Below are 12,445 nucleotides of genomic sequence, written 5' to 3' on the forward strand. Positions count from 1 at the left end.
CCGGTGACGCATTCCGGAATTGGTCCAGTGTGCCCGACGAGCAACTGCTTCACAGTGGCGGTTACCGGCGACATGCTTTTTCACTCAGGCCTCTGGATTCCCGCAGCGCTCCCCGCTCCCGTGAACGGCGCCAACTTCGACTTCATGCCCCTTCTCGAGGGCCAGCAACGTTACTTGACCCAGGCGGATATCGCCATGTGCCATCAGGAGACCCCGTTCGCCCCCAGTGGCGGCCCCTACACCGGGTATCCCATCTTCAGCACGCCTCCCGAGGTGGCGACCGCGGCCAAGGCTATTGGTTATGACGCGTGCACAACATCCAGTAATCACACGGTAGATGGCGGTCACGAAGGTGTTGTTCGAACGCTTGACACCTTGGATGCCGCAGGCCTCAAGCACACCGGTTCCTACCGCACGCCCGAAGAAGCCCAAGGCGTTCTCATCATGGAAACTCCCGCCGGCAAAGTGGCCTTCGTCTCGGCGACCTTCTCCGTGAATGGCAACTGGAACGAGTTCGACTGGCAAGTCAATTACCCGCTTGATCCGGATGTCATGATTGCCCGCGCAGTTCAGGCACGTGCGCTCGGCGCAGAGATTGTGATTGGTGTTCAGCACGCGGGTACGGAGTACTCAAGCCAAGCCGACGTTCAGCAAATCAACAACGCCCATCTGCTAATTGACAGCGGTCAGTTCGACTTCGTCTACGGCCATCACCCTCACTCGATTCAGCCGATTGAGCTCTACAACGGTAAGTACATTGCGTACAGCCTCGGTAACGGCATCAGTGAGTCATCGTGGGACTACGCCGTAAATAACGAGTTTCTGTTGGTGCGCATCCAGTTCGCCAAAGACGACAAAACTGGGCTGTGGGCCACGTCAGACCTTGCCTGGGCGCCGGCAACAAACAAGCAAAACGGTGCCTACAAGTGGTGCTCCGTTGCAATGGATGCCCCGCAAGGCATATGTCAAAGCGCCGAGTTCGATGCGGGCGTGAGGGAACGCACACGTGCCACCGTCAACGCGATGGGGGCCCAAGCCACCGGCGTGCACGAGCTCCTGATCACGCAGGATGCGGTCGTGGCGCCGTAGCCCGACCGACACGAGGCACCCGACGCAAACCGTTAGGGTGTGAAAATGACACTTCAGAATTCACCCACGCCCGCCTCCGCCATCGTCACTCTGCTGCCAATTTTTATTGCCAAGCCTGGCCGCGGCGGCGACCTCGAGCAGGTGCTCCTCACTCTGCAAACCGCGAGTCGGGGTGATCGTGGCTGCCTTCAGTACTCCGTTTTCTCTGATCTGCACGATGAAAATCGTTTCGTGATGCACGAGGAGTGGACCAGTCGAGAACTCCTCGCGGAGCATAATCTCACAGCGCATGTGCTCGAATTCGTGGCGCAAATAGACGAGCTTCTGAGCGAACCCTTCACCGTTACGTGGATGCGCCCCATCGCCCCGTAGCCCGGTAGGTTGAGCCGGGTTCAGCTCTCGAGTGCGGCAGCCATGGCGTCAACGCTCTCAATGGAGAGGGCATATTCGATCGCCATAACGCTGGCGCCAATGATTCCGGCGTCGAGGCCCGCGCGAGACTGCGCGATCGTGAGATGCTCCGTGGCCAGCGGCATCGATCGGGAATAGACCACTTCGCGCACTCCCGCGAGAAGGTGCTCACCGGCTAGCGCGAGGGAGCCACCGATGGCGATAACAGAAGGGTTCAACACGCTGACGCACGTCGTCAAGACCTCGCCAATGTCGCGGCCCGCCTGTCGAACGGCTTGGATGGCCGCCAATTCGCCTGCCTTGGTAGCGGCAACCACGTCGCTCAACGTGGCAATGGGTTTGCCCTTGAAATTGACGCCTGCGAGAGTAAGTTGTTGGGCCAGCGCTGGTCCCGCAGCCATGGCTTCGAGGCACCCGCTGTTGCCGCAGCGACAAGGAACACTGTGGCCGCGCGCGATTTGAACATGCCCAATGTCACCGGCAATACCTTCGGCACCGCGCTGAAGAATGCCGCTGCTGATGATGCCGGAACCAATCCCGGTGGAGGCCTTGAGAAAGACCATGTTCTCGGTGTCGGGCCACGCGAACTTCTGCTCACCGAGCGCCATGATATTGACGTCATTATCGACCAAGACTGTCGCTTTGAGGTGGTGATTGACAAAACCCGGCACGTCGAAGTCATCCCAGCCCGGCATGATGGGCGGATTCGATGGCCGGCCGGTCGAGTGTTCGACGGGTCCCGGAAGACCAATACCAATAGAAATAAGGTCGGCCTCCTTGAGATGAAGCGCTGCGAGCTCTGAGCGAATCGTGCGCACCATCCAGCCGAGACACGTCTCGGGACCATCGGCAATGATGATTTTTGACGATGTTCGGGCGAGGATAACGCCGGTGAGGTCGGTGATTGCCACCGAGGCTTGCGTCGCCCCGAAGTCGACAGCGGCGACCACGCGGGCAGTGGGGTTGAGGGCGACTTGCGCCGAGGGCCGCCCGCCCGTCGAGACGGCATCATTTACGGGCGCGAGGAGGCCCAGTTCCAGCAACGTCTCTATGCGAAGCTGGATGGTCGATCGGGAGAGGCCCGTAATGTCTACAAGCTCGGCTTTTGTTCGCGGCTGTCCGTCCCGCAAGATCTGAAAAAGGGCGGCCGAACTGAAGCCGATGAATTTCTTTTGAATTTCAACCATTCCCTGATTTTAGTGACGGCAAGAATGTTCCTCTGAGGAATCCGCCTAGATTCGACATAAGTTTGTAACAGATTTATAACGTAATGTTTATTTTCGACAAAAGACTGGTTATTGATGTCATTATGTAATTCAGCAAAAATCATTTTTGATAAAGTTGCCAAACCATAATGGAGCACCGAAGAAAGGCAGATCGATGAAGATCGGATACTCGACGATTACGTGGGGCGGCGTTGTCGGACATCCAGCGGGAGTCACTGCGATCAAAGACCTCTTTTACCTGGCGAACGGTGACGCGCTCACCGCCATCTCTGACATCTCTTCGGCGGGCTATCAGGGCACCGAAATGTTCGACGGAAACCTTGCCGCGTTTGCGGATCGACCTGACGTTTTGCTGGATGCCCTCAAGAAGGCCCAGCTAGAACTCGTTGCCGTCTATACCGGTGCCAATTTCATTTATGACGACATTCTCGAAGACGAACTTCACAAAATTTCTCAGGCGGCCAAACTTGCCTCGGAGTTCGGCGCATCCCGACTCGTCGTGGGTGGGGGTGCCCAGCGCGCTCGTGGAGAGCAGCCCGATGACATGGCCAAGTTGGGGCGTGCCCTTGACAAGGTTGTAGAAATCGCCGCGTCCTTTGGGCTCGAGTGCACCTATCATCCTCACCTCGGCACCATCGTTGAGAGCCCAGACGCGCTCGAACGCTTGATGGGCCTGTCACAAATCAAGTTCTGCCCCGATACCGCTCACCTCACTGCTGGGGGCGGGAATCCTGTGGAACTAATCGAAAAGTATGCGGGCCGCTTGGCTCACGTACACCTCAAGGACTACAAGTACGCCACCGGAGAGTTTCTGCCTCTGGGTCAGGGAGACATTGATTTCCCGGGCGTAATTGCAGCGGTTCGATCGTCAGGCTACGACAGCTGGCTGATGGTCGAGCTGGATTCGTACGACGGGGACCCCAGGGTCGCTGCCGTCATCAGTAAAAAATACCTCGACGACCTTCTTGCCCTCTAGCAAGAGGCTTCTACCAATCCATCCATCACATCACTAAGGAAGTTATTTCAATGAAGAAATCAATTGCAGCGCTGGCCATCGGGACGGCACTCGTCCTCGGCCTTGGGGCATGTTCAGCGTCTGGCACGGGAGCCACCAGCTCCGACAACACGGGCGTTTCGGCTCAGGTCGATGCGGCCCTAGCGGCCCTCAAGGGCCAGGTTCTCAGCGTTGGGCCCAATGGCGAGAAGCCTTCCGGATTCGACACCACGACCCTGACTGATGCAGAAGTTACAAAAATCAAGGCTGGCAAGTTCAAGGCTGCCATCGTCATGCACTACGCCGGGAACGACTGGTCCACGGCTCAGGTCGAGGGCCTGAAATCAGAATTTACGCGTCTGGGCATTGAAGTTGTTGCAGTTACCGATGCAAACTTCAAGCCAGAACAGCAGGTCTCTGACATCGAGACCGTCTTGGCTCTCAAGCCTGACCTCATCGTGTCGATTCCGACCGACCCCGTAGCAACAGCGAAGGCCTACGCACAGGCCCGCGATGCTGGCGTAAAGCTCGTCTTCATGGACAACGTCCCCGCCGGATTCGTCGGAGGAAAAGACTATGTTTCCGTGGTCTCCGCTGACAACAAGGGCAACGGTGTTGTGTCTGCTCACCTTCTCGCCAAGGCGCTCGGCGGCAAGGGCAAAATTGGCCTCGTCTTCCACGACGCCGACTTCTTCGTCACCAAGCAGCGTTACGAAGGATTCAAAGAAACCATCGCCCTTTACCCTGGAATCGAAATTGTGGAAGAAAAGGGCATCGGCGGGCCAGACTTCGCCGGTGACGCTCAAGCAGCAACCACGGCGCTTCTGACGAAGAACCCGGATCTCGCCGGAATCTGGGGCGTCTGGGACGTTCCTGCCGAAGGCATCATGGCGGCTGCTCGTGAGTCCGGTCGCACCGATATCAAGATTGCTACCGAAGATCTTGGTACCAACGTTGCTATTGCTCTTGCTAAGAACGAACTCATCGTAGGTCTTGGCGCTCAGAGCCCCTTCGACCAAGGTGTTGCAGAAGCTCGCCTCGGCGCGGCGTCGCTCATCGGCAAGACCGGCATCCCGACGTTTGTCGCTTTGGGAGCGCTTCCTGTGACGCACGAAAATGTGCTTGATGCCTGGAAGCAGGTCTACCACATAGACGCTCCCGCATCGATCTCAAGCATCTACAAGAAGTAAGTAGGTTCCAAGGGGAGCTGACGGCAGGCATTGCGCGCTCGCTGTCAGCTCCCCTAGGCCACCCATCCATCAAAAAAGGGTAGAAAACTACCCTACCCAGCACTCCCGTCGCATCAGACAAGGAACTCACAATGAAGAAAATCAATGTTGGCCTCATCGGCGGCGGTTTTATGGGCAAAGCACATTCTCTCGCCTACTCAGCCGTGCCCATGTTTTTCTGGCCTACCGAGATCATGCCGGTCAAGCACAGCATCGCTGAGGCCACCGATGAATTGGCTTCCGACGCAGCAATGCGCTTCGGTTTTGAGAAGTCCACGAGCGACTGGCGCTCCATCATCGATGATCCCGAGATTGATCTTGTGGATATCGCCACCCCCAACAACCTTCACGCCGAGATCGCTATTGCCGCTCTCGAAGCGGGCAAGCACGTCATCTGTGAGAAGCCTCTGGCCCGAACGGTCGAGGAAGCCGCCAAGATGTATGAGGCCTCGCGGGGAACCGATCGTGTTCACATGGTGGCCTTTAACTATCGTCGCACCCCAGCCGTTTCTCTCGCTAAGCGTTACATTGACGAGGGCGCAATTGGGCGCATTCTGAACGTTCGCGCCACCTATCTTCAGGACTGGTCTGCTGACCCCAGCTCGCCACTCTCGTGGCGTTTCAAGAAGTCGATCGCAGGATCGGGCGCAGTGGGCGACATTTTGACCCACGTTCTTGACCTGGCCCGCTACCTTGCTGGCGAAATTACCGAAGTCAGTAGCTTGACCGCCAACATCATCACCGAGCGCCCTCTTCAGCAGGCCGGGGCTGACTCGCTCGGCAACGCCAAGAACGACGGTGGCCCGATGGGCCCGGTAGATGTCGAAGACGAGGTTCTTTCGCTCGTGAAGTTTGCCAGCGGTGCCATTGGCTCCGTTGAGGCCACACGCAACGCGTGGGGTCGCAATAACTTCATCACCCTTGAGATTCACGGATCTGAGGGTTCCATCTTCTTCAACTATGAGAACCGCGACGAACTTCAGGTCTGTTTCAAGAGTGATGGAAACGATCGCCGCGGATTCCGCACGATTTACACCGGCCCGAACCATCCCAATGGCGCCAACCTGTGGCCTATTCCCGCGCTCGGTATCGGTTACGGCGAGACGAAGATCATTGAAGCTCACGATCTCTTTACAGCTATTGCCGGCGGTGAGCCTGTTCGTCCCGACTTCGGAGATGGCTACCAGGTTGCCCTCGTCGATCATGCCATCCTCGAATCGGCGGCTTCGGGCCAGTGGGTTAAGGTTCCCCAGCTGAACAGAGAAACTGGAAAGGTCGCGTAGGGCACATGTCCACGTCTCCTGTTCTCGCGGTCGAGATGACCGATATCACTAAGGCCTTCAACAGTGTGCCGGTTCTTCGCGAGGTCAATTTCGAATTGATGGTCGGAGAAGTTCACGCTCTTGCCGGTGAAAATGGTGCCGGCAAGTCGACTCTGATGAAGATCTTGCAGGGGGTCTACCAGCGCGACAGCGGTGAGGTGAAAGTCCTCGGAGAAGTTGTTTCATTGACCGATACCTTCGCCGCGCGGGCGGCAGGCATCGGAATGGTTTTCCAAGAGTTCAGCCTGATTCCCACCCTCACCGTGTGGCAAAATATCTTTCTGACGGCGGAACCCTTGGGCAAATTCGGGCTCATCAACGACGGACTTGCTCGTAAAAAAGCTCAGGAAATCTTTGATGACATGGGCGTTGCCGTCGATGTTACGGCGCTCCTCGAACACTTGCCCACAGCGCTCTGGCAGCTCACCGAAATCGCAAAAGCCCTGGCGCAAAATGCCCGGGTGCTCATCATGGATGAGCCCACGGCGTCGCTGGCCAAGCATGAAACAAATGCGTTGTTCGAACTTATTGAACGGCTCAAGGCCCGAGGAATTTCCATCATCTACATTTCCCACCGCATGGATGAGGTCTATCGTGTCGCCGATCGCATCACCGTTTTGCGCGACGGACAAAATGCTCTGACGGCGAAACTTGCCGACGTTACCCCGGCACAGATTGTCGCGGCGATCGTTGGTCGAGAGATGTCCGGAAATTTGACCTACGAGGATCGAAGCGCGCGCATTAGCAAGGATGCCGTGCTGAGAGTCACCGGATTGGGATCAGGAAGACGCCTCTCCAATATTTCTTTTGATCTGCACCGCGGAGAAATTCTTGGTTTGGCCGGTCTCATGGGCAGTGGTCGCACCGAACTCGTGAACACCCTATTTGGCATCGACCGTGCTCATGCGGGGAGTGTAGAGATCGACGGAAAGAACGTTTCGATTCGCAATCCGGGTCATGCCATCTCGCTGGGGCTTGCGCTCATTCCCGAAGATCGTCGAGCGCAGGGACTTGTTCTTGAGCACTCCGTGCAAGAAAATCTCACCCTTCCCCTCCTGGATGGGCTCAAGGGTGGGTTGTTGTTGAGCACTCAGAAAATCGTGGAGCGAGCCCGGGAGATGATCGCCACGTTCTCGATCAAAGTCGCTGATCAGCGCATGCCTGTTGCGAAGCTTTCGGGCGGCAACCAGCAAAAGGTCGTGATCGGAAAGTGGCTGGGGACCGATCCCAGCATCCTGATGATGGATGAACCCACTGCCGGTGTGGACATCGGAACGAAGCAAGAAATTCTTGCCATGGTTCGTGAGATTGCTGACGACGGCAAGGCCGTCATCCTTATCTCATCTGAACTGCCTGAGCTGCTCTCGGTAAGTGACCGCATTTTGGTCCTCCGCGACGGTGAAGTGGTTCGCAATTTTTTGCGAGCCGACATCCCTTCTGAAGAATTCCTCCAACTCGCTGTTCAAGGAGCCTAAATGTCTACCCCATCAACCCAAATGATGCGCAGTCTTAAATTCGTCAAGCGTTTCGACTGGCGCCAAAACATTATCTATGTCGGTTTCGTCGTAGTATTTATTCTCTTCGCCATTCTCTTGGGCGATAGCGGGTTCACGAGTACCAACAACCTTCTCAACATCGCCCGTCAGACGGCCACGATTTCGATCATGGCCGTGGCGATGACGTTCGTGATTGCGACTGCCGAAATTGACTTGAGCATTGGTTCCGTCGCTGGGCTTGCCTCCGTTGTGTCAGCCATGGCAATGTCTTCCTTCGGGCTTGTCGCCGGTGTCGTCGCCGGACTCGCTGTTGGCCTCGTCGTGGGTGCCATCAACGGTGGCCTCGTTGCCTGGCTAAAGGTCCCTTCGTTCCTTGTGACGCTGGGAATGCTCGGATTGGTCGTCGGAGTTGCCCGCTGGATTACGGCCTCAGCTCCCGTTCCCATTGCCGATGCCACCTTCATTCAAATCTTCGGCGGCGGTGATTTCGGCCCGCTTCCATCGCTGTTGGTCTGGGCCGTGGTCTTTGTCGCCGTGGGTGCTGTCGTCATGAACAAGACGAAGTTCGGGCGCCAGGTTCGAGCCACTGGTGGCAACACTCAGGCGGCGATGTTTACCGGCGTCAATACCGCCCGCATCAAGTTTTATGTGCTTCTCCTTTCGGGAGTTGTCGCCGCCATTGCGGGAATGCTCTACGCCGGGCGCCTCCAGTCGGGACGGTTCCAGTGGGGCACGGGGGATGAGCTTTCTGTTATTGCCGCCGTAATTCTGGGTGGAACATCATTGTTCGGCGGCCGCGGCGCCGTCATCGGATCGCTTTTTGGCGCTTTGTTCATCGGCCTCGTCAACAATGGATTGATTTTGGCCGGTCTAGACGTCAGCCAGCAGCAAGTTGTTCGCGGCGCCATCATTATTGTTGCCGTCGCTCTGTCGAGCAAAAAGAAAACGAGCTAATGGAGTCACCCTTGCGCGCCGGAATCCTGGGCGGCGGTTTTATGGCGGAAGTGCACTCGCGGGCCATTCGGGCGGCCGGTCACGAGGTCATCATGATTTCGAGTTCCTCGCCAGAAAAGTCCGCTGAAGCGGCATCTCGCCTTGGTGTGCGTCATGTTGCGGCGGATGCGCGAAGGCTCGTTGAATCTGAGTCGGTCGACGTGGTGCACGTGTGCACCCCCAACGCTTTTCACGCCGAGCAAGCAGAGCTTGCCATCGCGGTGGGAAAACCCGTGGTGTGCGAAAAACCCCTTGCCACCTCTGTGAGGGATGCCACCAACCTCGTCAGTCGAGCCGCGGAGTCGAAAACTCCCACGGCTGTGCCCTTTGTGTACCGCTATTACCCTGCTGTCCGCGAGATTCGCTCCAGGATTTTGCGCGGCGACGCCGGTGAACTTCACCTTTTGCATGGCGCCTACCTTCAGGATTGGCTCGCCCTCCCAACGGCAACAAACTGGCGCGTCAACGAAGCCGTCGGTGGCGCGTCACGGACGTTCGCCGATATTGGGGTGCACTGGTGTGATGCCATGGAATTTGTCACCGGCCACAGAATCACGCGTCTTGTTTCCCTCCTCGCGCGGCCACATCCGGCGCGTGGCGCTACCGAAGACTCCGCATCCATTCTGTTTGAAACGGATCGGGGTGCCTCGGGCACTCTCATTGCCAGTCAGATTTCCCATGGACGCAAGAACCAGTTGGCATTTTCGTTCGATGGAGAACTTGAATCGTTTGAATGGAATCAGGAACACCCTGGGCAGTTCTCGGCCTCCACCCCGAATGGCTCGACGAACGTGAACGTCGGTTCCGTCGAATTGGCAGCGGCTTCGGCCCAAGAACTTGCGTACCTGCCGGCGGGTCATCCTCAGGGGTACCAAGATGCCTTCAATGCGTTCATGGCGGATGCCTACGCGTCATTTCAGGGCGATGTTGCCCCGGACCTCCCCACTTTTGAAGATGGTTTGCGCGCTGCCGTCATCACCGAAGCAGTTTTGCAATCAGCGCAGTCTCGACAATGGGTTGACGTCGCGCGAGTTGCGGCGCCCGCAATCCACTAGATTCGCAGTGAGTTCAAAGGAGCACTAATGACCAGACCCATCACACTTTTTACCGGCCAATGGGCTGACCTCCCACTCGAACAGGTCGCTCAGTACGCCAGTGAGTGGGGATACGACGGGCTCGAAATCGCCTGCTCTGGGGAGCATCTTGACGTGTGGCGTGCCGCCGAAGATGACGCATACGTTCAGGAACGTCTCGACATTCTCGATCGCTACAATCTGAAGCTTTATGCGATTTCTAATCATCTCAAGGGTCAAGCCGTGTGCGATGATCCCATTGATTTTCGCCATCAAGCCATCGTCGGTTCCACAGTGTGGGGCGATGGAGATGCCGAGGGTGTTCGCCAGCGCGCGGCCCAAGAACTCAAACTCACGGGCATCGCCGCCCGCAAGTTGGGTGTTGATACCGTTGTGGGGTTTACCGGCTCAAAAATATGGCCGTATGTTGCAATGTTTCCGCCGGTCCCAGCATCCGTTATTGAAGCTGGTTACCAAGATTTTGCTGACCGTTGGAATCCCATCATGGATGTGTTTGATGACAATGGTGTTCGGTTTGCACTCGAAGTCCATCCCAGTGAAATTGCCTATGACTGGCACACGACCGAAAAAACACTCGACGCTATCGGGCACCGTCCCGCATTCGGCTTGAACTGGGATCCGTCTCACATGATGTGGCAAGACATCGATCCTGCGGCATTCATTCTCAACTTCGCTGACCGCATTTATCACGTGGACTGTAAAGACACGACAATGCGGCCAAAGGATGGTCGCCGCGGTCGCCTTTCATCACATTTACCCTGGGGTGACCCTCGGCGTTCATGGGACTTCGTCTCGGCGGGCCACGGCAGCGTCGATTGGGAAGCCAGTTTTCGAGCCTTGAACACTATTGGGTATTCCGGTCCCATCTCAATCGAGTGGGAGGATGCTGGCATGGACCGCCTCCATGGTGCCCCTGAGGCATTGGCGTTCGTCCGCAAGCTGCTTTGGGCTCCTCCGACAGCTTCTTTTGACGCGGCTTTCAGCAACCAAGGCTGAGACATCCCGAGCGTCAGTCTTCGATGTGCGCCGTGCGTAATGAGGCATAAAGACAAGCAAGCTTGACAAACGCGGTCTAACGAGCCATGATCAAGTTATGACAAACAACCTTGACAGCTCCGGTGTGAGTGCCGGCGATCGTGCTATTTCACGCTCTTACCTACGTGAGTTCTGGTCCGGAATGATTGCGTACTTCGTTATCTTGGCTGCCGTTCTCCTGTGGGGGCAGTTGGATGGCGATAGTCCATGGCGATTCGTTTGGGCACTGTTACCAGTGCTTCCCGCCCTTTGGCTCGTGGTTGCTCTGCTTCGCCACATTCGCCGGATTGATGATTACCAGCGCCAACTTCTCCTCCAAGGGCTCGCTGCGGGTTTTGCCCTCGCGATGTTGGCCTCGGTGACGTTCGGGTTCTTGGCAATTGCGGGACTTGAGGTTCCCGGGATGGCGTGGATCATTTACAGCATCGGGATGCTGGGCTGGCTCGTCGCCTCCCAAGTCGTTAAGTACCGATGAAGAATCACCTGAAGGTACTTCGCCAAAATCGAGGCTGGACTCAGGGAGCGCTCGCTGACGAACTCGGCGTTTCGAGACAGACGGTCAACGCCCTCGAAACGGGTCGCTACGATCCAGCTCTTCCCCTAGCCTTCCGCATTGCTGCCCTCTTTAATCAACCGCTCGAGTCCATATTCATTCCGTCCACCGACTCTGCGTTGCCTTCTGGCCAACAGTAAAAACCAACTTACCTGGGTGGGAACTGCAGACACAGCTCCTGCACAGGACGGTCACGTAATATTTGGTTTACGCTGCGAAACGTGGCGCCGGACGAGGGATCAGTACCCGGAACGCGACAAGACTGGCCATCGAGGTGGATTGTCATGTCATGGATTTTACTCATCGTTTCGGGTGTTTTGGAGGCCGTCTGGGCAACTGCTCTTGGCAAGTCTGACGGATTCACGAGACTGTGGCCTTCTGTTGTCTTCGGAGTGGCACTCTTGCTCAGCATGGGGGGCCTCGCTGCTGCAATGCGAGACATTCCCGTCGGTACGGCATACGCCGTATGGGTCGGAATCGGGGCTTCGCTCACCGTGCTTTACGCCATGATTTCCGGAAGCGAGCCGGCGTCTCTCCTCAAAATTTTATTGATTTTCGGCCTTGTTGGCTGTGTCGTCGGCCTCAAACTCGTCGACAGCAACCACTAGCACGAGGGATTGCTATCGGTTGGATTGACTCAGTGAGGTGCCCTATGGTTTGGTTTCTCGGGGAGGCGTTCGACAACTCAGCGGTTTTCGGCGTCGTTCTCCCCAGCCGTAAACGGTTTAACGACGCGAACGAGCGCGTAGTTGGGGCAGCTCACATCCTCGACCCAGCACGCGCCAAAAATATAAACACCAGATACGCACCAGAGACAAGAAACGGGTCAGACGCTACTTTCAAAAATAGCGTCTGACCCGGTATTTCTTTGGTAGGCCCCGTCGGGATCGAACCGACGACCCTCGGATTAAAAGTCCGATGCTCTAACCAACTGAGCTAGAGGCCCTCGTCACGCAAGTGACGTTCGTGCAGCATTTATTCTACCGAACCGCAGGGACCGAAC

The 12,445-nt window shown here is 56.9% G+C and carries 13 protein-coding genes, 1 tRNA gene and 1 riboswitch; of the genes, 12 read left to right on the top strand and 2 right to left on the bottom strand.

The genetic code is table 11. From position 1 onward, the window contains the following. A partial coding sequence (locus FB555_RS00005; protein WP_246323486.1) for a CapA family protein occupies positions 1 to 1,089 on the top strand: 1,089 nt, incomplete at its 5' end. Between the two features lie 45 nt (positions 1,090 to 1,134). Then, positions 1,135 to 1,461, top strand: a complete 327-nt coding sequence (locus tag FB555_RS00010) for a putative quinol monooxygenase (RefSeq protein ID WP_182483413.1) — start codon at positions 1,135 to 1,137, stop codon at positions 1,459 to 1,461. A 20-nt stretch (positions 1,462 to 1,481) separates the two neighbouring features. On the opposite strand, the gene FB555_RS00015 is transcribed toward FB555_RS00010, so the two are convergent. Continuing rightward, on the bottom strand, positions 1,482 to 2,687 hold the full coding sequence (locus FB555_RS00015) for an ROK family transcriptional regulator (protein WP_182483414.1): 1,206 nt from the start codon (positions 2,685 to 2,687) through the stop codon (positions 1,482 to 1,484). 193 nt (positions 2,688 to 2,880) lie between these two features. On the opposite strand from FB555_RS00015, the gene FB555_RS00020 reads away from it, so the two are divergent. From FB555_RS00020 to FB555_RS00065, 10 genes are all read left to right on the top strand, one after another. Continuing rightward, complete coding sequence (locus FB555_RS00020) at positions 2,881 to 3,702, top strand: sugar phosphate isomerase/epimerase family protein (RefSeq protein WP_182483415.1); 822 nt, start codon at positions 2,881 to 2,883, stop codon at positions 3,700 to 3,702. A 50-nt stretch (positions 3,703 to 3,752) separates the two neighbouring features. Continuing rightward, positions 3,753 to 4,910: a substrate-binding domain-containing protein gene (locus FB555_RS00025; protein WP_182483416.1), complete on the top strand. Its 1,158-nt coding sequence runs from the start codon at positions 3,753 to 3,755 to the stop codon at positions 4,908 to 4,910. A gap of 131 nt (positions 4,911 to 5,041) precedes the next feature. Continuing rightward, complete coding sequence (locus FB555_RS00030) at positions 5,042 to 6,232, top strand: levoglucosan dehydrogenase (protein WP_182483417.1); 1,191 nt, start codon at positions 5,042 to 5,044, stop codon at positions 6,230 to 6,232. Between the two features lie 5 nt (positions 6,233 to 6,237). Next, complete coding sequence (locus FB555_RS00035) at positions 6,238 to 7,746, top strand: sugar ABC transporter ATP-binding protein (protein WP_182483418.1); 1,509 nt, start codon at positions 6,238 to 6,240, stop codon at positions 7,744 to 7,746. Beyond that, the gene (locus tag FB555_RS00040) at positions 7,747 to 8,721 is read left to right on the top strand and encodes an ABC transporter permease (RefSeq protein ID WP_182483419.1); all 975 of its coding nucleotides are present in this window, start codon (positions 7,747 to 7,749) and stop codon (positions 8,719 to 8,721) included. It begins immediately after the preceding gene. Next, complete coding sequence (locus FB555_RS00045) at positions 8,721 to 9,815, top strand: Gfo/Idh/MocA family protein (protein ID WP_182483420.1); 1,095 nt, start codon at positions 8,721 to 8,723, stop codon at positions 9,813 to 9,815. Before FB555_RS00040 ends, FB555_RS00045 begins: the two co-directional genes overlap by 1 nt. Positions 9,816 to 9,842: 27 nt before the next feature. Continuing rightward, positions 9,843 to 10,850 (top strand): sugar phosphate isomerase/epimerase family protein, encoded by a 1,008-nt coding sequence (locus tag FB555_RS00050; RefSeq protein WP_182483421.1) that lies wholly within the window; start codon positions 9,843 to 9,845, stop codon positions 10,848 to 10,850. 97 nt (positions 10,851 to 10,947) lie between these two features. After that, positions 10,948 to 11,364, top strand: coding sequence for a hypothetical protein (locus tag FB555_RS00055; RefSeq protein WP_182483422.1), 417 nt, complete (start codon positions 10,948 to 10,950; stop codon positions 11,362 to 11,364). Continuing rightward, positions 11,361 to 11,582 (top strand): helix-turn-helix transcriptional regulator, encoded by a 222-nt coding sequence (locus FB555_RS00060; RefSeq protein WP_182483423.1) that lies wholly within the window; start codon positions 11,361 to 11,363, stop codon positions 11,580 to 11,582. The genes FB555_RS00055 and FB555_RS00060 overlap by 4 nt, the downstream gene beginning before the upstream one ends. A gap of 66 nt (positions 11,583 to 11,648) precedes the next feature. Further along, a riboswitch (guanidine-III (ykkC-III) riboswitch) is annotated at positions 11,649 to 11,713 on the top strand. 13 nt (positions 11,714 to 11,726) lie between these two features. After that, positions 11,727 to 12,050, top strand: a complete 324-nt coding sequence (locus FB555_RS00065; RefSeq protein WP_182483424.1) for a DMT family transporter — start codon at positions 11,727 to 11,729, stop codon at positions 12,048 to 12,050. A 261-nt stretch (positions 12,051 to 12,311) separates the two neighbouring features. Here the strand turns inward: FB555_RS00065 and FB555_RS00070 are convergent. Continuing rightward, positions 12,312 to 12,388, bottom strand: a tRNA-Lys gene (locus FB555_RS00070). Positions 12,389 to 12,445: the final 57 nt, after the last annotated feature.

Origin of the sequence: Alpinimonas psychrophila (assembly GCF_014137865.1) — a bacterium.
Taxonomy (GTDB): Bacteria; Actinomycetota; Actinomycetes; order Actinomycetales; family Microbacteriaceae; genus Alpinimonas; species Alpinimonas psychrophila.